At 70.9% G+C, this 25,235-nt stretch carries 19 protein-coding genes; 7 read left to right on the top strand and 12 right to left on the bottom strand.

Features of this window, described 5'->3' with window-relative positions; genetic code table 11:
* Positions 1–103: 103 nt before the first annotated feature.
* Positions 104–1,129 carry an ATP-dependent 6-phosphofructokinase gene (locus IE109_RS17545; RefSeq protein ID WP_189551820.1) on the bottom strand — a complete coding sequence of 342 codons (1,026 nt, stop codon included), beginning with the start codon at positions 1,127–1,129 and terminating at the stop codon, positions 104–106.
* Between the two features lie 439 nt (positions 1,130–1,568).
* Between IE109_RS17545 and pta the strand changes: the two genes are divergently transcribed.
* The 5 genes from pta (at position 1,569) to IE109_RS17570 (ending at position 11,114) form a co-directional block, all read left to right on the top strand.
* Positions 1,569–3,647 (top strand): phosphate acetyltransferase, encoded by a 2,079-nt coding sequence (gene pta, locus IE109_RS17550; RefSeq protein WP_189551821.1) that lies wholly within the window; start codon positions 1,569–1,571, stop codon positions 3,645–3,647.
* A gap of 29 nt (positions 3,648–3,676) precedes the next feature.
* Positions 3,677–4,897: an acetate kinase gene (locus tag IE109_RS17555; RefSeq protein ID WP_189551822.1), complete on the top strand. Its 1,221-nt coding sequence runs from the start codon at positions 3,677–3,679 to the stop codon at positions 4,895–4,897.
* A gap of 87 nt (positions 4,898–4,984) precedes the next feature.
* Positions 4,985–6,415: a pyruvate kinase gene (pyk, locus tag IE109_RS17560; protein WP_189551823.1), complete on the top strand. Its 1,431-nt coding sequence runs from the start codon at positions 4,985–4,987 to the stop codon at positions 6,413–6,415.
* A gap of 428 nt (positions 6,416–6,843) precedes the next feature.
* On the top strand, positions 6,844–10,698 hold the full coding sequence (locus IE109_RS17565) for a hypothetical protein (RefSeq protein WP_189551824.1): 3,855 nt from the start codon (positions 6,844–6,846) through the stop codon (positions 10,696–10,698).
* A gap of 17 nt (positions 10,699–10,715) precedes the next feature.
* Positions 10,716–11,114, top strand: a complete 399-nt coding sequence (locus IE109_RS17570; protein WP_189551825.1) for a hypothetical protein — start codon at positions 10,716–10,718, stop codon at positions 11,112–11,114.
* Positions 11,115–11,301: 187 nt separating this feature from the next.
* Here IE109_RS17570 and IE109_RS17575 read toward each other — a convergent pair whose 3' ends face one another.
* The 4 genes from IE109_RS17575 to IE109_RS17590 all read right to left on the bottom strand — a co-directional run bounded on the left by IE109_RS17575 (position 11,302) and on the right by IE109_RS17590 (position 15,491).
* Entirely contained in the window at positions 11,302–12,621 is a 1,320-nt protein-coding gene (locus IE109_RS17575) for a hypothetical protein (RefSeq protein ID WP_189551826.1), read from the bottom strand.
* Positions 12,611–13,171 (bottom strand): DUF6114 domain-containing protein, encoded by a 561-nt coding sequence (locus IE109_RS17580; RefSeq protein WP_189551827.1) that lies wholly within the window; start codon positions 13,169–13,171, stop codon positions 12,611–12,613. The genes IE109_RS17575 and IE109_RS17580 overlap by 11 nt, the downstream gene beginning before the upstream one ends.
* Before the next feature lie 115 nt (positions 13,172–13,286).
* Positions 13,287–13,934 (bottom strand): DUF6230 family protein, encoded by a 648-nt coding sequence (locus tag IE109_RS17585; protein ID WP_189551828.1) that lies wholly within the window; start codon positions 13,932–13,934, stop codon positions 13,287–13,289.
* Between the two features lie 588 nt (positions 13,935–14,522).
* A complete protein-coding gene (locus IE109_RS17590) occupies positions 14,523–15,491 on the bottom strand; it encodes a tetratricopeptide repeat protein (RefSeq protein ID WP_189551829.1) in 969 nt (322 codons plus the stop codon).
* Positions 15,492–15,813: 322 nt separating this feature from the next.
* Here IE109_RS17590 and IE109_RS17595 point away from each other — a divergent pair, with 322 nt between their 5' ends.
* The gene (locus IE109_RS17595) at positions 15,814–16,440 is read left to right on the top strand and encodes a TetR/AcrR family transcriptional regulator (protein ID WP_189551830.1); all 627 of its coding nucleotides are present in this window, start codon (positions 15,814–15,816) and stop codon (positions 16,438–16,440) included.
* Positions 16,441–16,473: 33 nt separating this feature from the next.
* Here the strand turns inward: IE109_RS17595 and IE109_RS17600 are convergent, their stop codons facing one another.
* From IE109_RS17600 to IE109_RS17620, 5 genes are all read right to left on the bottom strand, one after another.
* Complete coding sequence (locus IE109_RS17600; RefSeq protein WP_189551913.1) at positions 16,474–16,965, bottom strand: GNAT family N-acetyltransferase; 492 nt, start codon at positions 16,963–16,965, stop codon at positions 16,474–16,476.
* 139 nt (positions 16,966–17,104) lie between these two features.
* The gene (locus tag IE109_RS17605; RefSeq protein WP_189551831.1) at positions 17,105–17,482 is read right to left on the bottom strand and encodes a hypothetical protein; all 378 of its coding nucleotides are present in this window, start codon (positions 17,480–17,482) and stop codon (positions 17,105–17,107) included.
* 7 nt (positions 17,483–17,489) lie between these two features.
* The gene (icmA, locus tag IE109_RS17610; protein WP_189551832.1) at positions 17,490–19,190 is read right to left on the bottom strand and encodes a coenzyme B12-dependent isobutyryl-CoA mutase large subunit; all 1,701 of its coding nucleotides are present in this window, start codon (positions 19,188–19,190) and stop codon (positions 17,490–17,492) included.
* 74 nt (positions 19,191–19,264) lie between these two features.
* A complete protein-coding gene (locus tag IE109_RS17615) occupies positions 19,265–19,597 on the bottom strand; it encodes a DUF3817 domain-containing protein (RefSeq protein WP_189551833.1) in 333 nt (110 codons plus the stop codon).
* 53 nt (positions 19,598–19,650) lie between these two features.
* The gene (locus IE109_RS17620) at positions 19,651–20,160 is read right to left on the bottom strand and encodes a MarR family winged helix-turn-helix transcriptional regulator (protein ID WP_189551834.1); all 510 of its coding nucleotides are present in this window, start codon (positions 20,158–20,160) and stop codon (positions 19,651–19,653) included.
* 159 nt (positions 20,161–20,319) lie between these two features.
* Between IE109_RS17620 and IE109_RS17625 the strand changes: the two genes are divergently transcribed.
* Positions 20,320–21,372 carry a glycoside hydrolase family 6 protein gene (locus tag IE109_RS17625; protein WP_189551835.1) on the top strand — a complete coding sequence of 351 codons (1,053 nt, stop codon included), beginning with the start codon at positions 20,320–20,322 and terminating at the stop codon, positions 21,370–21,372.
* Positions 21,373–21,378: 6 nt separating this feature from the next.
* Here IE109_RS17625 and glxA read toward each other — a convergent pair whose 3' ends face one another.
* A complete protein-coding gene (gene glxA / locus IE109_RS17630) occupies positions 21,379–23,337 on the bottom strand; it encodes a radical copper oxidase GlxA (RefSeq protein WP_189551836.1) in 1,959 nt (652 codons plus the stop codon).
* 3 nt (positions 23,338–23,340) lie between these two features.
* Positions 23,341–25,137, bottom strand: coding sequence for a glycosyltransferase family 2 protein (locus IE109_RS17635; RefSeq protein WP_189551837.1), 1,797 nt, complete (start codon positions 25,135–25,137; stop codon positions 23,341–23,343).
* Positions 25,138–25,235 lie beyond the last annotated feature (98 nt).

Genomic DNA, 25,235 nt, shown 5'->3' on the forward strand with positions numbered 1-25,235 from the left:
AAGCCTGGTCGATTCCGCGACGCGGCTCAAGAGTGGAAAACGGCCTTGATCGCCGGCGGAGGAGGCGGTCAAGGCCGTTCGGGGCGAACGTGGGCGAAGCGGGTCAGAACACCGACTCCGCCTCGTACATCCGGTTGGCCGGCACCGTCTTGAGCTGTGTGACCGCCTCGGCGAGCGGCACCATCACCACGTCGGTCCCGCGCAGCGCCGTCATGTTGCCGAACTCCTTGCGGTGCGCCGCCTCGACCGCGTGCCAGCCGAAGCGGGTCGCGAGGACGCGGTCGTACGCGGTCGGCACGCCGCCCCGCTGGACATGGCCCAGGATGACCGGCCGGGCCTCCTTGCCCAGGCGCCGCTCCAGCTCGACGGCGAGCCGGTTGCCGATCCCCTCGAAGCGCTCGTGGCCGAACTGGTCGATGGCGCCCTTGGCGTACTCCATCGAGCCCTCCGCCGGGTGCGCGCCCTCCGCGACACAGATGACGGCGAACTTCTTGCCGCGCGCGAAGCGCTCCTCGACCATCTTCACCAGGTCGTCGACCTCGAAGGGCCGCTCGGGCAGGCAGATGCCGTGCGCGCCGCCCGCCATGCCCGACTCCAGGGCGATCCAGCCGGCGTGCCGGCCCATCACCTCCACCACCATCACCCGCTGGTGGGACTCGGCGGTGGTCTTCAGACGGTCTATGGCCTCCGTCGCCACCATCACCGCCGTGTCGAAACCGAAGGTGCGGTCGGTGGAGGAGATGTCGTTGTCGATCGTCTTCGGTACGCCGACCACGGGCATCCCCGCGTCCGACAGCATCCGGGCGGCGGTCAGCGTGCCCTCGCCGCCGATGGGGATGAGGACGTCGATGCCGTACCGCCGCTGCAGCTCGTCACAGTTCTCGGCGGCCTCCCGCAGCCGCGCGCGCTCCAGGCGGGCGGACCCCAGGATGGTGCCGCCCCGGGCCAGGATGCCGCTGACCGCGTTCAGGTCGAGGGGGCGGTAGTGGCCGTCCAGCAGACCCTTGAACCCGTCCTCGAAGCCGATCACCTCGTCGCCGTGGCCGGTCATGGCACGGTGCACGACCGACCGGATCACTGCGTTCAGGCCGGGGCAGTCGCCGCCTGCGGTGAGAACTCCGATGCGCATCGTGCCGTGTCTCCTGCTCGGTAGTGGTACGGGGGAGCCTTACCGAATTGTCCCACGACGGGCGTCCCGCTCGTGCTCACGCCGCCCGCGCGCAGGGCCCTCCCGGCCCCCGGGTTCCCCCGTCTCCGCAGGCCAGACGCCTGGCGGGCGCCCTACCCAGCGCCAGAGGTATTGTCAAGAGGGTATGGCCACCCCTACGGGGTTTTTTGTTCACACCCTTGTCCGATGTTCGACCTTCGTCCTGAGTCCCACCGTCACCTCCACCCCCGCCCACCTCGACGTTCACCCCGAACGTCGACCGACCCGCAACCCGGGGCTCCGCCTCGGATCCGGCCCCGGGCCGCCCCGGACCGCCCCGGACTTCACCTCCGGGACCGACTCCACCTCGACGTTTACCTTCACCTCCGATTTCACCTTCACCTTGGACAGGAGAGCTTGCGTGGCGCGCAGCGTGTACGTGACCGGGATCGACCGCGGGGACGGCCGGCAGGTCGTGGAGCTGGGAGTCATGGAGCTCCTCACCCGCCAGGTGGACCGCGTGGGGGTGTTCCGGCCCCTGGTGCACGACGGTCCCGACCGCCTCTTCGACCTGCTGCGGGCCCGCTACCGGCTGTCGCAGGACCCGGCCACCGTCTACGGCATGGACTACCAGGAGGCGTCCGCCCTCCAGGCCGAGAAGGGCACCGACGAACTGGTCGCCCAGCTCGTCGAGCGCTTCCACCGGGTGGCCCGGGACTACGAGGTCGTGCTGGTGCTCGGCACGGACTTCCACGCCACGCAACTGCCCGAGGAGCTGGCCCTCAACGCCCGGCTCGCCAACGAGTTCGGCGCCTCGGTGATACCCGTGGTCGGCGGTAAGGGCCAGACCGCCGAGTCGGTCCGCGCCGAGACGCGCAACGCGTTCCGGGCGTACGAGAGCCTGGGCTGCGACATCCTCGCCATGGTCGCCAACCGGGTGGCACCCGAGGACCGCGAGGCGCTCGCCGAGCGCCTCGCCGCCCGACTGCCCGTCCCCTGTTACGTCCTGCCCGACGAGCCCGCGCTGTCCGCGCCCACGGTCGCGCAGATCCGCCAGGCGCTGGGCGCCGAGGTGGTGCTGGGCGACGACTCCGGGCTGGCGCGTGACGCCCTGGACTTCGTCTTCGGCGGCGCCATGCTGCCGAACTTCCTCAACGCCCTGACCCCCGGCTGCCTGGTGGTCACCCCCGGCGACCGCGCCGACCTGGTGGTGGGCGCGCTGGCGGCCCACTCGGCCGGGACGCCGCCGATCGCGGGCGTCCTGCTGACGCTGAACGAGCGGCCCAGCCGGGAGATCCTCACCCTCGCCGGGCGACTGGCCCCCGGCACCCCGGTGATCTCCGTGAACGGCAACAGCTTCCCGACGGCCGCGGAGCTGTTCTCGCTGGAGGGCAGGCTGAACGCGGCGACGCCCCGCAAGGCCGAGACCGCGCTCGGGCTGTTCGAGCGGCACGTGGACGCGGGCGACCTGCTGAAGCGGATCTCGGTGGCGCGCACCGGCCGGGTCACGCCGATGATGTTCGAGCACGACCTGCTGGAGCAGGCCCGGGCGGACCGGCGCCGCGTGGTGCTGCCCGAGGGCGCGGAGGAGCGCGTGCTGCGCGCCGCCGACGTCCTCGTCCGCCGCGACGTGTGCGAACTGACGCTGCTGGGCGACGTCGAGGTCATCCGCAAGAAGGCCGCCGACCTCGGCATCGACCTGAAGCACACGCAGCTGATCGACCCGGCGACGAGCGAGCTGCGCCAGCGGTTCGCCGAGCGGTACGCCGAGCTGCGCGCCCACAAGGGGGTGAGCGTGGAGCTGGCGTACGACGTGGTGGCGGATGTGAACTACTTCGGCACGCTGATGGTGCAGGAGGGCCTGGCCGACGGCATGGTGTCGGGCTCGGTGCACTCCACCGCGGCGACCATCCGGCCGGCCTTCGAGATCATCAAGACCAAGCCCGACGCGTCGATCGTGTCGTCCGTCTTCTTCATGTGCCTGGCCGACCGGGTGCTGGTGTACGGCGACTGCGCCGTCAACCCCGACCCGAACGCCGAGCAGCTCGCCGACATCGCCGTCCAGTCGGCCGCCACGGCCGCCCGGTTCGGGGTGCAGCCGCGGATCGCGATGCTGTCGTACTCGACGGGCACCTCGGGCTCCGGCGCGGACGTCGACAAGGTGCGCGAGGCGACGAAGCTGGTCCGCGAGGCGCACCCGGAGCTGAAGATCGAGGGCCCGATCCAGTACGACGCGGCCGTCGAGCCGTCCGTCGCGGCGACCAAGCTGCCGGGCTCGGAGGTCGCCGGCCAGGCGACGGTGCTGATCTTCCCCGACCTGAACACCGGCAACAACACCTACAAGGCCGTCCAGCGCTCGGCGGGCGCCGTGGCGGTCGGCCCGGTGCTCCAGGGCCTGCGCAAGCCGGTCAACGACCTGTCGCGCGGCGCGCTCGTCAGCGACATCGTGAACACCGTCGCGATCACCGCGATCCAGTCCCAGCCCACCGCGTCCGCATGACCGCCCGTACGGCAGAAGGCACCGAACCCATGAGCAACCCGACCCGGGTCCTCGTCCTCAACTCCGGCTCCTCGTCGGTGAAGTACCAGCTCCTCGACATGCGCGACGGCGCGCGCCTGGCGGTCGGGCTGGTCGAGCGGATCGGCGAGGAGACCTCCCGGCTGGTCCACACCCCGCTGACCGGCGGCGGCGCGGAGCGGCGCGAACGCACCGCCCCGATCGCCGACCACGAGGCGGCGCTGAAGGCGGTCGCCGAGGAGCTGTCGGCGGACGGACTGGGCCTGGACTCGCCGGAACTGGCCGCGATCGGGCACCGGGTGGTGCACGGCGGCCTGAAGTTCTCCGCGCCCACCGTGATCACGGACGAGGTGCTGGCGGAGATCGAGCGGCTGATCCCGGTCGCGCCGCTGCACAACCCGGCGAACGTCACGGGCATCCGCACGGCGCGGGCGCTGCGCCCGGACCTGCCGCAGGTGGCGGTGTTCGACACGGCGTTCCACACCACCATGCCGGAGCACGCGGCGCGGTACGCCATCGACGTGGAGACCGCGGACGCGCACCGCATCCGCCGCTACGGCTTCCACGGCACGTCCCACGCGTACGTCTCCCGCCGGGTGGCCGGGCTGCTGGGCAAGGACCCGGCCGAGGTGAACGTGATCGTGCTGCACCTGGGCAACGGCGCCTCGGCGTCGGCGGTGCGCGGCGGCCGGTGCGTGGACACCTCGATGGGATTGACCCCCTTGGAAGGGCTCGTGATGGGTACCCGCTCGGGCGACATCGATCCGGCGGTCGTTTTCCACCTCAAGCGAGTGGGCGGAATGTCGACCGATGAGATCGATGTCCTGCTGAACAAGAAGAGCGGATTGGTGGGGCTTTGCGGCGACAATGACATGCGGGAGATCCGCCGGCGGATCGATGAGGGCGACGAGCGGGCGCGCCTCGCGTTCGACATTTACATCCACCGGCTGAAGAAGTACATCGGCGCCTATTACGCGGTGCTCGGCCGGGTCGACGCGGTGGCCTTCACGGCCGGGGTGGGCGAGAACGCCGCCCCGGTGCGGGAGGCAGCCGTCGCCGGCCTGGAGGAGCTGGGCCTGGCGGTGGACGCCGGGCTCAACGCGGCGCGCTCCGGCGAGCCCCGGCTGATCTCGCCCGAGTACGCCCGGGTGGCGGTCGCCGTGGTGCCGACGGACGAGGAGCTGGAAATCGCCCGGCAAACCTACTCGCTGGTCACTTCTCCGGCCCATTGAGCCCCACGATTGAGCGCCGGTCCGCCCACTTGTACATTCCACCAGACGGAATATTCCGCAGTGAAACAAACCGATAGGATCCGCCTTATGCGCCGTTCCAAAATCGTCTGCACACTGGGCCCCGCCGTCGACTCGTACGAGCAGCTGAAAGCTCTCATCGAGGCCGGTATGAACGTGGCCCGCTTCAACATGAGCCACGGATCCCACGCTGAGCACGAGGAGCGGTACCACCGCCTCCGTCAGGCCGCCGCGGACACGGGCCGGGCCGTGGGGGTCCTCGCGGACCTCCAGGGCCCCAAGATCCGCCTGGAGACCTTCGCCGAAGGGCCGGTCGAACTGGTCCGCGGCGACGAGTTCACCATCACCACCGAGGACGTCCCCGGCGACAAGTCCATCTGCGGCACCACCTACAAGGGCCTGCCCGGCGACGTCTCCAAGGGCGACCAGATCCTGATCAACGACGGCAACGTCGAGCTGCGCGTCATCGAGGTCGACGGCCTGCGCGTCAAGTCGATCGTCGTCGAGGGCGGGGTCATCTCCGACCACAAGGGCATCAACCTGCCGGGTGCCGCCGTGAACGTCCCGGCCCTGTCCGAGAAGGACGTCGAGGACCTGCGGTTCGCGCTGCGGATGGGCTGCGACCTGGTCGCCCTGTCCTTCGTGCGCAACGCCGACGACGTCAAGGACGTCCACAAGGTGATGGACGAGGTCGGCATCCGCGTGCCGGTCATCGCCAAGGTGGAGAAGCCGCAGGCCGTCGAGAACATGCAGGACGTCGTGATGGCGTTCGACGGCGTGATGGTGGCCCGCGGCGACCTGGCCGTCGAGTACCCGCTGGAGCGGGTGCCGATGGTGCAGAAGCGTCTCATCGAGATGTGCCGCCGCAACGCCAAGCCGGTGATCGTGGCGACCCAGATGATGGAGTCGATGATCACCAACTCCCGCCCGACCCGCGCCGAGGCGTCCGACGTCGCCAACGCGATCCTCGACGGCGCGGACGCGGTCATGCTGTCCGCCGAGTCCTCGGTCGGCGCCTACCCGATCGAGACCGTCAAGACGATGTCGAAGATCGTCACGGCGGCCGAGGAGGAGCTTCTCTCCAAGGGCCTCCAGCCCCTGGTCCCCGGCAAGAAGCCGCGCACCCAGGGCGGTTCGGTCGCCCGCGCTGCCGCCGAGATCGCGGACTTCCTGGACGGCAAGGCCCTCATCGCCTTCACCAAGTCGGGCGACACCGCGCGCCGCCTCTCCCGCTACCGCGCGCAGCAGCCGATCCTCGCCTTCACCACGGAGGTCTCCACCCGTAACCAGCTCGCCCTGAGCTGGGGCGTCGAGTCCTTCGTGGTCCCCCACGTCGACAACACCGACGCGATGGTCGACCTCGTCGACGCGGAGCTGCTGAAGCTCCAGCGCTACAACGCCGGCGACACCATGATCATCACCGCCGGCTCGCCCCCCGGCGTCCCCGGCACGACCAACATGGTCCGGGTCCACCACCTGGGCGGCCAGTCCGCCTCCTGACGGACCGCTGACAGCAGAGGGCGGTGCCCCGGTTCGCAGGAACCGGGGCACCGCCCTCTGCTGTTCCCGGCCGCTCACGTCAGGTGGAGTCCCCCCACTCGATGGCGCACCCATCCCCGCACTGGCGGGTAATCACCCTTTCTCCCGCAGCTCCCGGCGTGCAATGATCGCCGGGCCTTCGGGGGGAAGGCGGGGGAACCGTGCGAGGAACCGCGCACATCCAAGAACGCCGCCCTGACCAGCGGCACCTTCCAGTACGACCACCACGCTCCACCGGTCCATGCGGCATGCCCCGAGGCCTGCGGCCAGGGGCCCCTATGCGTACTTCCTCCTGGGCTGACCCGTAATTCGAGCAGACAGGCTGCGAAGTGCGAACATCTCCCCCGCCCGGCAGGCGGCGCGGCAGACGCGCCGGACCGGTGAAAAGGATGACGTCAGGCATCGTCCTGGCGATGACCGCCGCCCTCCTGGGCGGCCTGGTGACGGCCGCCCCGGCGGTGGCCGAGGAGCCGAACGACCACCCGACCGACCCCTGGTTGCGAAGCAATCGCATCAGCCTCGGATTCGGCGTACGCGAGGACCGCTGTCAGGCGGCGCGCTACATCAGCTACGGCGGCAGCGAGATGAAGGCCACCGCGTCGAAGGCCCTCGCGGGCACCGACGCCGATGTAGCCGCCGCCCTCACGGACAGTGTGGCCGGCTGGGCTCCGGTCAAGGAGGCGCTCGACCGCGACCGGGCCGCCGACGAGGCCTACGGCATGCAGTATCAAAAACGTTACGAAAGCCTTAACAGCGCCAACGGCCCATACTCCGCAGCCAATTCGTTCGGCGGGCGGGACTACCACGCGCCCGAGTTCGCCGCTGGCGTGTTGGCCTTCCTCGGTGGCGTGCAGCGCGACATGTACCCCCGGGCATGGGCAGACCCGGTACCGCGTGCGGGCAAGGACTCCATGGCCAAGGCCGTCCAGCTCTTCAAGAACCTGCCGACTCCGGAGGACAACTGGGAGAGCAGCTACCAGTCCTTCGCGGGCAGCGAGCTGCTCGGCCCCGGGCACGAGGGGGGAAGTGGTGCGGGATCCGCCAATGACGTGGCGAACTTCCTGCGTTTCGGTGGATTCCCCAAGAAGGCGCCCGAGCCGGACTCGATGGAGTTCCGCTCCGAGGTCGAGCTCCTGAAGATGGCGTGGGCAGGCTGCGACAGTGCCAATCCCATCGACTTCCACCGCGTGTTGTCCGGGGTCGTGCTCCAGGCCCATACGGAATGGGAGAGCGAATACGCGGCACAGGCGAAGTCTCGGGCCGACATCGTGGCGGCCGAGATCAAGGCTTCCAAGGAGGTGCGTGCGGCCACTGCCGCCATGGTGGAGGCCGTGAACCAGGCATGGCGGGCCGACCAGATTCTCTACTGGCAGAAGTACTGGGCGGCGCGACCCGACAGCATTCTCCGGCCCAAGCCTGCGGAGTTCACAAAGGCCAATGCCGACTTGGCAGCCGCCCGCAGCGCCGCAGCCGCACAGGTCGGGATCGCCGACCGAGCGGCAGCGGCGGCAAAGGTCGCCGCCACCGCGGCCACCACGGCCCAGAACGCCGGGTACGCCATCGCCGACGCGGCCAAGACGCCGCGCGGGCGTGGCCTGTTGTACGCGCAGCAGGCCGCCCAGGTGGCCAAGGCGTCCGCAGCCGCCGCGACGGCCGCGGCGAAGGCGGCGCTGACGGCGTCCAACGCCGCCAAGGCCACCGTGGCCGACAGCGGAGCGCTCTACGCACTGAGCAAGACACAGGCGCACGCCATCAACACCGAGTTCCGCAAGGCCGCCGCCCAGGAGGCGGCCGCCCAGGCGAAGGCCGCCGCCACTGCCGCCGACGCCCAGGCCAAGGAAGCCGCCGCCAACGCCACCAAGGCCAAGAACGCGCAGGCCACGGCCGAGGCGGCCGAGCAGACCGCGAAGGCCGGCGCCGCCGAGGCGAAGAAGCAGCGCGCCATCGCGGAGGCCGAGAAGGCGAACGCTGAGCGCGAACGCGACCTCGCGGCCGCCGAGCGCAAGAAGGCCGCGGCCGCCGAGCAGCGTGCCCAGACCGAGCGCGACGCCGCGGGCCGGGCCCGTACCGCCGCCGAGACGGCGGGGGCCACAGCAGCGTCACAGCGCCAAGTGGCCCAGCAAGCGGAGAACGAGGCGTACAAGGCCCGCGACCGGGCGGTCGCCGCCGAGCGCGCACGCGATGCCACGGCGTCCCGCGCCGCGGCCCTGGAAGCCGCCGCCGCGGCCGCCGTGGGTACGGAGGCGGCCGCCGAGACCCGGCAGGCGGCCACCGAGGCGCGTGCCGCCGCCAATGACGCATCGGGCGCGGCCACCCGTGCCCGCACCGCGGCGAACGAGGCCTCGACGGCGGCCGTGAACGCGCGTGCGGCGGCCACGAGAGCCGAGGGGGCGGCCGCGAGGTCGCGCTCGGCCTCCGACGCCGCATGGTCCGCCTACGAAAGAACCCGCGCGGCTGCGGCGACCGCCCACGCCGCGGCCGCCGAGGCCATCGACGCGGCGGCAGCCGCGAAGGTCAACGCCGACAATGCCGAAGCGGAGGCCAAGAAGGCGCAGGCCGCGGCGATCAAGGCGCGGCAGGAAGCCACGGCCGCGAAGGCCGAGGCCGCGAAGACCGCCTCCTGGGCCGCCAAGACCGCGGGCTTCGCCTACGCCGCCGGACAGGCGGCCGCCGGTGCCCGGGACGCGGCGCTGGCCGTGACCGCCGCCGCCAACGAGGCCATCACTGTCGGTGGGCCGTACCGGGAGACCGACACTTCCGCCGCCTTCGCGGTGCTGGTGGGCCAGACGTCCAAGACAATGGCCGAACAGCAGGCCGCCGCCGCCCAGGCCAAGGCGAACGAGGCGTCGAAGGCCGCCGCCGAGGCCAAGGCGCTGGCCGACAAGGCAGCCGGTGACGCCAAGATCGCGGCACAGGCGGCAGCCGCAGCCGCCGCCGACGCGGTGAAGGCCCTTCAGTCGGTAGCCGCCGCCCGCGCCTCCGCCGCGGAGGCCGCCAAGGCCGCGGAGGCGGCCAAGGCCGCCGATGCCCGGGCCCAGCAGTACGACGCCCAGGCCGGTACCGACGCCTTCTACGCGTCGGCTGCCGCGACCGGCGCCGAGTCGGCCGCCGCCCAGGCCGATCGTGAGGCCACCGACGCCGAGCGCGACGCGTCGAGCGCTCGTTCCGCCGCGAGCGCGGCGGAGAAGGACGCGTCAGTCGCGCGGAGCGTGGCCACCACGGCGGAGCAGGACGCCACGAAGGCCGAAACGGCCGCCACCAACGCACAGGGCGCGGCACAGAACGCCGACGCCGCCGCCACCCGCGCCGAGGAAGCGGAGCGGCAGCGCCTCGCGGAGCTGCGCAAGCAGCGGGCGGACGCGGGGAGCCCGGACGTGGGCCCCGGGCTGTCGGCCGACGACGAGGCCATCCTCATGCGCCTGTGCGGTCAGGAGTGCGTGGACCAGTTCCGGGCCGCCCGGGCGCTGGCCGGCCAGGACCTGCTGGACTGGGTCAAGGCGAACGGTGGCCAGATCCTCCTCGACTACATCGGCTGGCCCGACCTGAAGGCCTGCCTGACCAAGGGTGACGTCGAGGGCTGTCTGTGGACGCTGGTCAACGTGCTGGGGATGGCGATCCCGGTCGCCAAGATAGTGCCGCTCGGCAAGGCGATCTTGAAGATCAGCACCGGGGTCATCGGGTTCTTCGAGAAGTCGGCGAAGGCCAAGCACACCCTCGACAAGCTGAAGAAGCTGATCGACAAGGCGAAGAAGGAGCCCGAGTTCCCGGGCTGCAAACCGAGGTCCGCCGTCCCGGCGGTGCACCGCGCGTCGTCCGTCGCAGTGTCCTCGTTCGTCCCGGTGTCGTCCGCGAGGGCCGCCTCCGCGTCGTCGAACGGCCTGGATGCCTGCGATTTCGACCCCGACGAGGAACTGCCCTTCGAACTGCTGGAGGACATCGACAAGCGTTACGGCACGGACATCGCGGACGGCATCGAGTACCAGTGGCGCCGAATGATGTCCACGGCGAGCGACGCGGCGGACCACCACATCCCGGGAGTCGGCCGGGACATCGAGAAGATGGCCCAGTACCTCCAGAAGTGGCGCGGCAAGGCCACGCACCTGGACAAGGACACCAACAACAAGGTCGCCTACGACGAGGACAAGGGTCTCATCGTGGTGATCAAGCAGAACTACATCCACGCACACAAGAAGTCCGAGTCGGACTGGAAGCACTCCGGCCGGTACGAGAAACTGCCCGAGTAGGGGTGAGGGAACGCGCAATGAGAGCACAGATCCGCGTCACCCGCGACGGGGAGACCTTCGTCGTCCGGCTGGCGCCGTCACAGACGGCGGCCATCGCCAACGCGTTGGAAACCCTCCGGAACCAGGACCTCGGTGACGAGGCCTTGGCCCTCCGGGTGGGAGCCGGCCGCGCGGAGGTCGAGGAGCTCATCGGTCGGCTGCGCGAACTCCGCGCGGCCCCCGGCGACCTCCGCCTGGCGCTGCACCAGTTGCACGTGATCCACGGTGCGCTCACCGCGGTCGCGACGACATTCCTGGTCAAGAGCCGCCACTTCTCCGAGGAGCCGTTCCACAACGCCCTCGGCGTCTTCCGCGAGGACGTCGACGCCCTGGCCGCGCACCTCGCCCAGGCGGTGTCGGAGGCGGCCCGGCCGTGACGGGAGCGTCCCCACCTCTTCGGTGACCACGAAGGAAACCGGCGGGCCCCTGCCGAACCACGGCGGGGGCCCGTCCGCTGCTCCTGGCACAGCCCGCCTCGCGGCCGGCCGGCGACGCGGAACGCCATGGCCCCCGCCCTCAGGATGGAGAGGCCATGGCGCTGCGGCTCCCGCAGAAGTCGGCCGGTCAGCCCTCGATGAAGTTCTTCAGGCCCGGCACCGTGAGGTCGCCGCCGAACTGGCCCGCCTGGGTGACCTTCACGTCGGTGAAGAAGGCGAAGGGGACGTTCAGCGGGGGCGGGGTCTCGGGGCTGAAGGTGATCGGGATGATGCCGAAGAGGTTGCCCTTCAGCTCCTCCGTGTACATCGTCACCGTGCCGCCCGTGATGGTGGACGTGGAGCCGGGACGGGACTTCACGTGACCGGCGTGGCCCTCGGAGTGGACCGTGATCTGGTGCAGGTCCTTGATGTCCACCTCGTCCGCGGTGAACTTGAGGACCTTCTTGACCTTCCCGCTGTACGTCTTGACCTCCACGATGCCGTGGTAGTCCAGGCCGCGCAGGGTGAGCAGGGTGCTCTCCAGCTTCCACGGCTCGTCGGGCAGCAGCGGGATGCCGGGTTCCAGCTCGGCGGCGGCGAGGGCCTCCGGGTCGGGGGTCGGGCAGGGGAAGCGCGGCTTGGCGCCGTCCGGGATGTCCTCGTCCTTCTTGGGGTCGAGTCCCTTGACGTCCTCCGGGAGCTCCTCGACCTTGGCGCCCGCCTTGTCGGCGGCGTCCTTGATCGCGTCCTTGGCCTTGTCGACGGCCTCGCCTGCCTCGTCGTCCGGCTTCGCCACGGGCTCGTCGGCCGGCCGGGCGGTGGACGGCCCGGTGGGCTTCTCCGCCGGCGGTCGCGTGGACGGAACCGCCGTGGTGGGCGCGGTGATCGACGGGGTGGCCGACGGTTCCTCGTCCTCCCGGCCGTCGAAGACGTCCTTGATCGCGTCGCCGATGCCCAGCGGGTCCAGCGGGTTCCTGGTCTCGGTGGGAGTGGGGGCGACGGGAACGGGGGGCGTCGCGGCCGGTGTGGGCGTCGCGGAGGACGTCGGGCTCGTCGCGGCGGGCGGCTTCGTCTCACCGGCCTTGGGCTCGGGGGTCGCCTCCTCCGACTCGCTCGCGGACGGGCTGGTGCCGGGTGTCGGCTCCTTCTCCTCGTCCGCCCCGGGTGTCCCGGTCGCGCTCTGGGAGGGCTCGGGCGTCGGGGACGCGGACTCCTTGGGCTTCTCCGACTCCGACTCCGACGGCTCGTCGGACCGCGTGACGCACGGGCCGGGTGCGAAGGGGATGTCCTTGTCGTCGGCGACGGCCAGTTTGGGGGTCATTCCGAGGCCGACGAGTACGGCGGTGGGCATCGCGGCCAGGGCTATCGCCCGGCCGGCCGGCGCCTGGAGCTTGGTCAGCAGCGACTTCTTCGGGGCCGCGTGGCGCGGCCCTTTTCTCGTCACGGGCTGGATGTCGTCACCCCGCACTGTTCCTCCCGCCGTTGGCGTCGATCGTGCTGTCGGTCGCGTTCGTCCGCGGAGTCACGGCCGAGAGTTCGCCGGCCTGCCCGTTCGAGGGCCGGGGCGCGGGGACTCCTTCGCCGCCCTCCGGCAGCGCGGCCACGTCCGCCGTCCCGTCCTTCGCCGGTTCGCCGGGCGCCCAGGACGCGGACAGGGCGCCGCCGATCAGGGCGCACAGGAAGCCGACCAGGAAGCCACCGATGTTGGCCACCGGCAGGGACACCAGCGCCAGGACGATGGCGGCGACCCCGGCGAACACCCGCACGACGGCGTGGAACCACATGGTCAGGCCGAGCGTGATCAGCAGGACACCGATGATCAGGGAGCCCGCGCCGGCGGTGGTGGACATGGCGATCGTCATGTTGCCGAGCCGCATGTCGGCGTAGGGCAGGTAGGCGATCGGTACGCCGCCGATCATGGTGAGCAGCCCGCCCCAGAAGGGCCGGTTGCCCCGCCACGTACGGAAACGCAGCCGCCAGTAGGTGAATCCGCGGGAACCAGTGGACTCGGCGCTCATGGAAAACAGCTCCCTGGAAGCGGTGTTGCTAAGAAAAGTGGTGAAAAATCACGTCAAGGACCCGAACGGGCGGAGCCATGCACGCACGGCACCACCCGCTCGGTGAGCGCTAGCCCTAGAAGCACTCCTTGGTGCCCTTGTGCAGCTTCAGGCTGAGGTCGGGCAGCCGGAAGGTACCGGCCGTGGTCGCCCACGCCTTCTGCTCGACGTTGTCGAGCTTCGCGGTCTTCGCGCGCTGCGAGAAGCCGTACGGGTTCGCCTCGGTGTTGGGCTGGATGCCCGGGTTCTTCAGCGAACCGGCGGCCACACCGATGTCGATGTTGCCGAACTCGGCGTCGGCCTCCAGCTGGGAGACATCGAGGTAGATGTCCTTGGCGTAGACGCGCTTGCTCTTGTCCTTCGCCGCCGACGGGTCGGTGCCCGCGCGCAGCTCCAGGCTGACGTTGCCGAGGAACGGCACCGGGGTGACGACCGACTGGCACATGTCGGTGATCCATGCCTCGCTGAAGCCCGAGACGCCGACCGGCGCCCAGAACCCCTTGCCATCGAGGTCCTTGCCCTTGACGATGCTGCCGTATTGGACGAAGTCGTTGCCCTCGAGGCTCTTCGCCTTAACCTTGAACTCCTGGCCGGAGATGCTGAACGACGCCGCCAGCGCACCCTGTGCCAGGCCGATGCCTATCGCGGCCGTCGCGGCCACGCTCGGCACCATGACGACGGCGAACCGCTTCCATCTGGTGCCACCACGAACCTGGGACTTCATATGTTCCTCCTTCTCGGACGTACATCTCCGGAAGGGCCATGGGCCCGTCCTGGGATGGGAGAAGTGCTACGTCCTCGGGAAGGAGAGCGCCCGTGGATCAGGCGCGAGCCGCGTCCGAATCACCGGCGATCACCCCCGAGCGACAACCACTGGCCACGCCTTCGCGCAACCCTGCTTGGACAGGCCCTGCCGGGATGGGCAGGAACCCCCCTGTCCGGAGCCGGCGGCAGTGCCGTCGGCCCGCCCGGTGGGGACCCGCTCCCGTGAGCCCGGCGGGTTGCCGGGCTGGTACGGGATTGGACCGAGCGTGGCCGATCGTGGTCCATTCACGGCGCCGACACAAGGGGGTTCGTTACTGGCTAGTAACGGGTGGATAACCACGCCACGACGGGGTGATGTCGCCCGGGCACACAGGGTGCTACCCGCTGGTTCGACAGAAGGTGATTTCTTCGGCAAAAGCCGGACATAAAGAGGGTGTTGATTTACTGCAAGTAACAGGCGGCCGCGATTACCAAGTTTTGGTAAAGCGCGACCGCCTTTTGTCACTCTGTCGCCAAATCGCCGGTGCCCCGGCGAGCTGTCAGTGCGTCAGAAAAGCACCCGCGCCAGAGCCGAGCGGGCCTTGGTGACGCGCGGGTCGTCGGGGCCGATCACCTCGAAGAGTTCCAGCAGCCGCACCCGCGCCGTGTCGCGGTCGTCGCCCGCCGTGCGGCGCACGGTGTCGACGAGCCGCCCGAAGGCGTCCTCCACATGGCCGCCCACCAGGTCGAGGTCGGCGGCGGCGAGCTGGGCCGGTACGTCGGAGGGGTCGTCCGCGGCGCTCTTGCGGACCACCTGGGGGTCCATGCCCTGCACCCGGGAGAGCAGTTCCGCCTGGGCGAGGCCCAGCTTGGCCTCGGTGTTGCCGGGGTCGTCGACCAGGACGTTCTTGTACGCCTGGATCGCCCCGGCGAAGTCGTTCGCGTCCAGCGCGCGCACCGCCGCCTCCAGCAGCGCGTCGTACGGGCCGGCCGGCTGCGCCGGGCCCGCGGCGGCACCGGCCGCGTCGGAGTCGACCGTGATACCGGTGAGGCCGAAGCGCTCCTCCCCGACCCGGATCAGCTCGTCCAGGGTCTGGCGGATCTGCGCCTCCGGCGCCGCCCCCTGGAACAGCGGCAGCGCCTGGCCGGCGACCACCGCGAAAACGGCCGGGATCCCCTGGATCCCGAACTGCTGCATCAACATCTGGTTGGCGTCGACATCGATCTTGGCCAGGACGAACCGGCCGTTGTACTCGGCGGCCAGCCGCTCCAGCAGCGGGCCCAGCTGCTTGCACGGTTCGCACCACTCGGCCCAGAAGTCGATGACGACCGGGACCTCGGTGGAACGCTGGAGTACGTCGCGCTCGAACCCGGCCTCGTCGACATCGATCACCAGGGCGGACGGGGGTACGGCTCCGCCGCCGCCCTGCCGGGCGGCCTGGGCGCGCGCCTGCTCCGCCTTCGCCTTGGCCTCTCCGGCCGCCTTCACCGCGGCGAGGTCGACGACGCCGCTCATGGACATGTTCCTAGGCTGCATGGGTACATCCTCCCCCTTCCGCGCGCGTAACCGTAAAGCCATGGCCGAACCGCGACCGTCCGCGCGCCCCCCGCCGGTGTGCGGGGCGTACGGACGTACGCGGTCCGGCAGTGTTTTCGGCACCGGGTCCCCACCCGGTGCCTGCTCGGCGCCGGGTCCCCACCCGGTGCCTGTGGTTGTCGCTCCTGGCCGCTCAAAGCCTTTCGCTACGCGTCGTAGCGTAACCCCGATCGAGCCCCTCCGGGGGTGGCACCGGCCGGTGAACTGCCTCACATGTACGCGCGGGTAACAACCGGCGTACTCGCCGGTATGGTCGGGCGTCATGTGCAGAAGCTCCAGCCGTTCACCGGGCCGTACCGGTGGCCGCCCGCGTTCGGCGGCGGCCGACGCCGCGATACTCGAGGCGACCAGGGCCGCGCTGGTCGAGCTGGGCTGGTCGAAGCTGACGATGGGCGACGTCGCCGGCCGCGCCGGGGTGGCCAAGACGACCCTCTACCGGCGCTGGGCCGGCAAGAACGAGCTCGTCGTCGACGCCGTCGCCGTCCTCTTCGACGAGCTGGAACTGCCCGACCGCGGCAGCCTGATGGCCGACATCGAGGGCGTGGTGGTGCAGTTCGCGGCCCTGCTGGAGCGGCCCGAGACCAAGACGGCGCTGATGGCCGTCATCGCCGAGTCGACCCGCGACGAGCCGCTGCGGGAGCGGATCCGCACCTCGATCGTGGAGCGGCAGAAACGCCTGGTCCTCGCGGGGCGGCGGCGCGCCCAGGCCCGTGGCGAGCTGCCCGAGAGCCCGGCGTCCGCCGCCGGGACCGACGACCTGATCTTCGACGTGATCGCCGGGGCGGTGGTCCACCGGGCGCTGGTGAGCGCCGAACCGGTCGACGCGGAGTGGGTCCAGCGCTTCACCGCCCTGCTGCTGGGGGGCCTTTCGGCGGCGGCCCGGACCTGACGGCGCCCCCGCCCCCGCCGCCGCCCTCCGACGTCAGAGCGGGCGGTGCATGACGTGCAGCCCCACGTACCCGCGCACCGGGTGGTGGAACGCCTCCGGGACCGTGCCCACCACGCGGAACCCGAGCCGCTCGTACAGCCGTACCGCGTGGACGTTGGTCTCGACGACCGCGTTGAACTGCATGCCCCGGAAGCCGTGCTCACGCGCCCAGTCCAGGCTGTACTCGACGAGCGCCCGCCCCACGCCCCGCCCGCCGTGGGCGGGGTCGACCATGTAGCTGGCGCTGGCGACGTGGGCGCCGTTGCCGGCCTGGTTGCGGTTCATCTTGGCGGTGCCGAGGACCGTGCCGGTCTCCTCATCGACCGCGACGACCGTGCGGTCGGGCGCCCGCAGCAGCCACCAGCCGCGGCCGTCCTCCTCCCCCAGGTCGAGCGGGAAGGTGAAGGTGTCACCGGCGGCGACGATGGTGCGGAAGAACGGCCATATCGCCGGCCAGTCGCCGGAGGTGGCTTCCCTGATGCTGATCTTCATCCGCCCAGTGTGCCCGCCGCGGGTCCCGGGCGCCGCCGGGTTTCTCCGGTACGGGCGCGGCGGCCGGGCGGTGACCCGGCCGCACGGCCCCGCGCAACGCCCCCGCCCGCACGGCCCCGCGCAACGCCCCCGCTCACCCGGCCGGGGGCCGTACGTACCGCCCGGGCGGCCCCTCCTCGGGCGGCAGCAGTCCGGCCCTCACGAGCGCGGCGCGGCCGGCCATCTCGCCGGCCCGCCGGAAGCCCCACTCCGAGGAGTCGACCTCGTGGTACCGCCCATGGGTGAGCAGGACGGCGGCGGAGGTGGAGCCCAGGCCCTCCCGGATGCCCTCCCAGAGGGCGTCGGCGTACTCGGGCGGCAGCAGCCGGGCCGGGACCAGGTTCAGGAACTCGCTCTCCCCGCCCGGCCCCGGCGGCTCGAAGTCGGCGTCGAACAGCGCGAAGGGGCCGCAGGCGCCGACGTACCAGTAGCGGACGGCGACGCCGGGGACCGGGACGGGGAGGGCTGCCACCCGGACCCTAGAAGCCGGGGGGCTCGGTGTAGGTGCCCCACTCGTCGCGCAGGGCGTCGCAGATCTCGCCGAGCGTGGCCTCCGCGCGGACCGCGTCGAGCATCGGGCCGATCATGTTGGACCCGTCCCGGGCGGCGGCGAGCATGGCGTCGAGGGAGGACCGCACCCGCGCGTCGTCGCGCGCGGCCTTCCGCGCCCCGAGCGCCTTCACCTGCTCGCGCTCGACCTCGTGGCTGACCCGCAGGATCTCCAGGTCGCCGGTGACGGAGCCGTGGTGGCAGTTGACGCCGACGACCCGCTTGTCGCCCTTCTCCAGGGCCTGCTGGTAGCGGAAGGCGGACTCGGCGATCTCGCCGGTGAACCAGCCGTCCTCGATGCCCCGCAGGATGCCGGAGGTGATCGGCCCGATCGGGTGCTTCCCGTCCGGGTGGGCCCGCAGGCCCCGCTCCTTGATCCGGTCGAAGATCTTCTCGGCGTCGGCCTCGATGCGGTCGGTGAGCTGCTCGACGTACCAGGAACCGCCCAGCGGGTCGGCGACGTTGGCGACGCCGGTCTCCTCCATCAGCACCTGCTGGGTGCGCAGCGCGATCTCGGCGGCCTGCTCGCTGGGCAGCGCGAGGGTCTCGTCGAGGGCGTTGGTGTGCAGGGAGTTCGTCCCGCCGAGGACGGCCGCGAGGGCCTCGACCGCGGTGCGGACGACGTTGTTGTACGGCTGCTGCGCGGTGAGCGAGACACCGGCGGTCTGGGTGTGGAAGCGCAGCCACTGCGCCTTGTCGCTCCGCGCGCCGTAGACCTCCTTCATCCAGCGCGCCCAGATGCGGCGGGCGGCGCGGAACTTGGCGATCTCCTCGAAGAAGTCGACGTGCGCGTCGAAGAAGAAGGACAGGCCGGGTGCGAAGACGTCCACGTCCAGACCGCGGCTGAGGCCCAGTTCCACGTACCCGAAGCCGTCGGCCAGGGTGTACGCCAGCTCCTGCGCGGCCGTCGCGCCCGCCTCGCGGATGTGGTAGCCGGAGACGGAGAGCGGCTTGTACGCCGGGATGTCCCGGGCGCAGTGCTCCATCAGGTCGCCGATGAGGCGGAGGTGCGGCTCGGGCTGGAAGAGCCACTCCTTCTGGGCGATGTACTCCTTGAAGATGTCCGTCTGGAGGGTGCCGTTGAGGATGCCCGGGTCGACGCCCTGCCGTTCGGCGGCGACGAGGTACATGCAGAAGACGGGGACGGCGGGGCCGCTGATCGTCATCGACGTGGTGACGTCACCGAGGGGGATGTCCTTGAACAGGACCTCCATGTCGGCGGCGGAGTCGATGGCGACACCGCAGTGCCCGACCTCGCCGAGCGAGCGCGGGTCGTCGGAGTCGCGTCCCATGAGGGTCGGCATGTCGAAGGCGACGGACAGGCCGCCGCCGCCGTTGCCGAGGATCATCTTGTAGCGCTCGTTGGTCTGCTCGGCGTTGCCGAAGCCGGCGAACTGGCGGATGGTCCAGGTGCGGCCCCGGTAGCCGGTCGGGTACAGGCCCCGGGTGAAGGGGTACTCACCGGGCCAGCCGATCCGCTCGAAGCCGTCGTAGGTGTCGCCGGGCCGGGGCCCGTAGACGGGCTCCACGGGGTCGCCGGAGAGCGTGGTGAAGTCGGCGTCGCGCTTGCGCGCGGCGTCGTAGCGGGCCTGCCAGCGTCGGCGGCCTTCCTCGATGGCGTCAGCGTCCATACCTTCGAATTTACTAGGACGTCCTAGTAAATGTCGATGGCCGAAGGCCGTACGCGTGGCGCACGGCCTTCGGGTCAGACCTTGACGGCGTCCGGGGCGGCGCCGGCGAGCAGTGGCTCGACGTCCCGGGCGACCCGCCGCTCCACGAAGAAGGCGGCGAAGGGGATGGTGCCGGAGAGCAGGACCCACAGAAGCTTGCCGAACGGCCACTTCGCCTTGGAACCGAGGTCGAAGGCGAAGATCAGGTAGATGATGTAGAGGACGCCGTGGGCCTGGGAGACCATGAAGGTCACGTCCTCACCCGTGTCGAACCCGTACTTGAACACCATGCACGTGCAGAGCACGAGCAGCATGACGGCGGTCACATAGGCCATGACCCGGTAGCGGGTCAGCACGCTCCTCTTCATGCGGACGAGCGTAACCGCCCGTTCCGGGCGATCTTCGCGCGGGGACCCCGCCGTCACTTCTCCTCGAAGTCGTGCGCCGCGATCCGCAGCGGCCGCAGCATCGCGAAGATCTCGGCACACTCCTCCGCGTCGTACGCGCCCAGGCCGAAGTCCATCGCCATGAGGTCGGCGGTCGCCGCCTCGACGACCTCGCGGCCCTTGTCGGTGATGGAGGCGAGGGTGCCGCGCCCGTCGTTGGGGTTGGGGCGCTTGGCCACCAGGCCCGACCGCACCAGCCGGTCGACCGTGTTCGTCACCGAGGTCGGGTGGACCATCAGCCGCTCACCGATCTTGGACATCGGCAGCTCGCCCTCCTTCGAGAAGGTGAGCAGCACCAGCGCCTCGTACCGGGCGAAGGTCAGCCCGTAGGGCTTGACCACCGCGTCGACCTCCGCGAGCAGGATCTGGTGCGCGCGCATGATCGAGGTGATGGCGGCCATGGAGGGGACGGGCCCCCAGCGGCGCTGCCACAGTTCGTCGGCGCGGGCGATGGGGTCGAACGGGAGACTGAGCGGCTTCGGCACGCCGTCGACCTTACCGACTGGTCACATGCTGGTCAGCCTTGTCTCGGGGTTCGGTCCCCCGTCACTCCCCGGAGGTGTCGCAGCCGGGCGCTTCCTGCCGCTTATGTCACGATTGCCGAGTCTGTTCGTCCGTAGCTCGCAGCCATACGAGGGGGCTGGATGTCCGGCCGGCACCACAGATCGTCCCGCGTACGCACCCGCCTTCTCCCGACCACCGCCGCGCTCTGCGCCGGCGCCCTGGCCGCCACCGGCTGCCTGCCCGGCGGCGCGGGCGCCGCCTCGGGCGAGCAGCACCCGGCCCAGGCGCCCGTGGGCCGCAGCGCGCCCGCCAACAGCTCCCCGTTCTGGGTCGACCCCGACAGCGCAGCCGCCCGCCAGGTCGAGGAGTACCGGACGCAGGGCCGCACCGAGGAGGCCACGCTGCTGCGGCGGATCTCCGAGCGGCCGGCCGCCCTGTGGCCCCTGTGGAGCGATCCCGTCGCCGACATCCGGCGGGCCGTGCGCGGCGCCGCGCCGAAGAAGCAGACGGCCGTCCTGGTGGCGTACAACATCCCGCACCGCGACTGCGGCATGTACTCCAAGGGCGGTGCCGCGAACGCGGAGGCGTACCGGGAGTGGATCGGCTCCTTCGCCCAGGCCGTCGGCGACGCGCCCGCCGTCGTCGTCCTGGAGCCGGACGCCGTGCCGCACGTGGTGGACGGCTGCACCCCCGCCCAGTACCACGAGGAGCGCTACCAGCTCCTCGCCGAGGCGGTGGGCCGGCTCAAGCGGCAGCCGCGCACCAAGGTGTACCTGGACGCGGGCAACCCGGCCTGGATCAAGGACCCGGGCAAGCTGGTGGAACCGCTGCGGCGGGCCGGCCTGGCGAAGGCGGACGGCTTCTCGCTGAACGTGTCGAACTTCCAGACCACCCCGGCGGTCACCGCCTTCGGCACCGAGCTGTCCGCGCTGCTGGGCGGCGCCCACTTCGTCATCGACACCAGCCGCAACGGCGCCGGACCGCTCCCCGGCGACGGCGAGGAGGCCTGGTGCAACCCGCCCGGCCGGGCGCTGGGCACCCCGCCGACCGGGAACACCGGCGACGCCCGGGTCGACGCCTACCTGTGGATCAAGCGGCCCGGCGAGTCGGACGGCACCTGCCGTGGCGGCCCGGCCGCCGGGACCTGGTGGCCGGAGTACGCCCTGGGCCTGGCCCGCCGGGCCAAGGGGTGAGCCGGGTCAGTCGACCCGCAGCCACCTGGCCACCGACGGCCGGCCGTCCTTGTCCACCGCGAAGAGCATGTACCAGCCGGGCGGCACCAGGGTCCGGTCCAGCGGCGCCTCGACCGTCACCGCGTCCTTGCCCTTGATCAGGCGCAGCTCGATGGAGCGCTGCTCCACGTCGGTCGTGTGCGTCACCGCGCTGGGCCGCATGAGCCGCGCCCTGGTGATGCGGGCGGCGTCCTTGGTGGGGAAGGTCGCCCGGCCGTTCTGGTCGAGCTCCTCCGGGCCCTCGCCCAGCACCGGCCGCGCCTCGGCACCGCCGCCGTGCAGGTACGGCGGGGTGAAGACCTCGACGCGCTGCTCGAAGGTCCCGAGCTTGGTGTTGTCCTTGTCGTCGAACAGCGGGTCCGAACCGAAGGTCGCCACCCGCCCGTCCGGCAACAGCAGCGCCTCGGAGTGGTAGTTGCGGCCCACGGTCGGCTCGGCGGCCTCCCGGAAGGAGTCGGACGCCGGCTCGTAGAACTGCGCCTTGAGGATGTCGCTGCCGCTGCGGCCCCGGTACTGCTTCGAGCCGCCGGTGGTGAAGACGGTGTCGTCGGGCAGGAGCACGCTGCTGAGGTAGCGGGTGCCCTGGGGCAGGGAGGCACCCGTGCGGAAGGCGGGCTTGGCGGCCTTGAGGTCGATCAGCGCGGTCCGGCCGGTGGACAGCTCCGACTCGCCGACCCCGCCGCCCCCGAGCACCATCAGCTTCTGGTCCTGGGCGGGCGGCAGCAGCAGGGAGGCGGAGGTCTCCAGCTGGTCGGGGTCGGCGATGCCCCTGATCGGCTGGAAGGTGTTCTTCCTCAGATCCCACAGGCCCGGTACGCGGCCCTTCTCGGCGGGGCCGTAGCCGGCGTTGGAGCCGGTGTAGAAGAGCTTGCCGCCCTGGGTGAGGAAGAGCGCGGGGTAGGTGGGGAAGTAGCGGAAGGGTCCCTTGCCCCACTTCTTGGTCTTCGGGTCGTAGATCTCGTTGTCGCCGGGGACGACGTCGCCCACGTCGTTGAGGCCGGAGACGGCGAGCACCCTGCCGTCCTGGAGGGTCACCAGGGTCGGGTACCAGCGGGCGTCCTTCATGGGGGCGACGGGCACGTACTTCTCGGCCACGGGGTCGAACTCGTACGCCGCCTTGATGCCCTGGAAGTCCTGCTTCTCGGTGGTGAGCCGCTGCGCGATGCCGTAGACGTTGTCGGCGTCCTTGCCCTTGAGACCGAGGACCTTGTACTGGGCGGCCTCGGTGGTCAGGGCCCTGGGGCCCTCCTTCCTGGCCTCGACGAAGACCCGTGCCTCGGCGGCGGTGACCTTGGTCTCCCAGGGCTTCATCTGGCCGCTCTTGAAGTACGAGATGGTGAAGTCGCGCTTGGCCTTGGGGACCGTCACGTCGAACTTGGAGACGTACTCGACGCCCGACGGGGAGCGGAAGACGGTGCCCTTCTTGAGGGTGATGGCCTTGTCGGGGCTCTCGTTCTTCACGCGCATGCCGCCGCCGGCGCGCTTGACCTCGCCGTCGAGGACCTCGTAGCGGGCGGTGCCGCCGGCCACCAGCAGGCGGCCGTCGGGGAGCTGGCTGTGGCCCGCGCAGAAGAAGTCCTCGGGGGTCGGGATCTTCTTGTAGGTGTTCCTGACCGGGTCCCACAGGATGGTGTCGAAGGTGCCCGCGTCGAACTTCTTCTGGTTGTTCCCGGAGCCCGCGATCAGCAGCACCTTGCCGGTGCGCAGGAGCGCGGCGTGGATGGCGTTGAGCCGGAACTCGTTCGGGACGTCGAGCTGCTGCCAGGAGCCGTACCTCGCCTTGTAGCCCGGCTGGGCGATCTTGTAGGCGTGGTACTTCGCCTCGGCGAAGGACACCGCGGCCGGCGCGTTCAGCCCCGCGAGCACGACCACCGCTCCGCCGCCCAGCAGCGTCTTCTTGAGCTTCTTCGACGGCCGGTAGGCCATGGTTCAGTTCCCTCCTGTCGTCGTGGCGAACGCGGGCTCCGGCTCGTCGCCGGTCTTCGGCGCGACCTTCGTCGTGGCCGCCACGACGGCCGACGCCGTCTCACGGGCCCGCAGGCGGGCGCGGGCGCGGCGCTCCTGGAACAGGCCCCAGCCCCAGACGCCGACCGGGGCGAGCGCGATGCCGAGGGCGAGCACCGCCCAGGTGCGCATGGCGGCGTGGGTGTGGTCGAGGATCACGGAGGCGACGAGCGAGACGGCGAGCACGGCGGCCCAGTACAGGTGGATGCGGAAGGTGGCCGGGCGGTCGGGGCTCGCCTCGCCGCCCTTGGGGGTGACGACGAAGCGGCCCTGGGTGCGCAGCAGGGCCGAGGACAGCGACTTGAGGTAGATGGGCGCGCAGAGCGCGGACATCGCCATGCCGGCCAGCCCGCCGGAGCCCTCCGGTTCGTGGGGCGAGACGTTGTGGCGCCGGTTCCACAGGTAGAGGCCGATCTGGAGCGCGGCGGCGTCGCTGTAGAGCATCAGCCAGACGGAGGTCGACACCTGGGTGCCGGAGGCGCCGAACCAGAGGAACAGGACGCAGGAGAGGACCCCGAGGAACCAGTTGACGGCGGTCATCGGGTAATAGACGAGCATCAGGGTGTAGTTGAGCAGCCGGCCCGGCGGCAGCCGGAAGAACGCCTTTCCGTACTGCTGGAGGAGGGTCTCGTACGTGCCGCGCGACCAGCGCAGCTGCTGCGTGAAGAAGTCCGTCCAGGAGGCGGGGCCCTCGCCGACGGCGAGGACGTCGGGCGTGTAGACGGAGCGCCAGAGGTGGCCGGTGCGCGGGTTCACGGTGCGGTGCAGCTCGAAACCGGTGGCCATGTCCTCGGTGATGGAGTCGTACAGCCCGCCGATCTGCTTGAGCGCGCGGACGCGTACGACGTTGTTGGTGCCCACGAACATGGGGGCGCGGTAGTGGTTGCCGGCGCGCTGGATGAGGGCGTGGAAGAGGAACTGCTGGGACTCGGCGGCCTTGGTGACGGGCGAGGTGTAGTTGCCGTACACCTGGGGGCCGACGACGAAGGCGACGTCGGGGTCGCGGAAGTAGCCGAGGGTCCGCTCCAGGAAGTTGGGCAGCGGCACGTGGTCGGTGTCGACGGAGGCGAAGAAGTCGTAGTCGTCGCCGTGCATCGCGATCCAGGCGTTGTAGTTGCCGTGCTTGGTCCTGGCCTTGTGGACGCCTTTGGAGCGGTTCCAGGCGGGCACGCCCGCCCGGGTGAAGTGGCGTACGCCGAGCTCCCGGCACAGGGCCTTGGCCCGTTCGTCGTCGCCCTCGTCCAGCAGCCACACGTCCAGCCGTCCGTCGTGCGTGACGCGGACGGCGCCCTCCAGGGTGGCGCGCACCATGGCGAGGGGTTCCTTGCCCGGCACGTAGGTGGTGAGGAAGGCGACACGGGTGCCCTTCTGCGGGACGACCGGCACCGGGTCACGGGCGACCATCGTGGCGTGGGCGATGGAGACCACGTTGATCAGCATGAACAGGCAGATGAGCCCGATCGATATGAGCATCACGGCGTCGAACCTGACGAGCCACCGCTCGCCGCCCTCGCGGTCGGTCCAGTGGGTGGGCCATACGAGGTAGGCCAGCAGGACCGCCGAGAGCAGCGGGGCGAGGGTCATCAGCAGGATGGCGCGTATCCGGTGCGGTTCCCCGGAGAGCAGACTGCGGTACTGGACCTCGTACGGCGCCCGGTCCGGTTCCGTGAGCGGACCGGCGAGACGGCTGTAGGTGTCGTAGTCGTAGCCTTCCGGCCGCACGGTTCCTCCAGCTGTCGAGCAGGTCGCCATACCCCCACGAAAAGGGAGATAGGGCGGCGTGTCGACTGGAGACGTCCGAGCGGGCGTTTTAGCCGGCG

Origin of the sequence: Streptomyces lavendofoliae (assembly GCF_014649735.1) — a bacterium.
Lineage (GTDB): Bacteria > Actinomycetota > Actinomycetes > Streptomycetales > Streptomycetaceae > Streptomyces > Streptomyces lavendofoliae.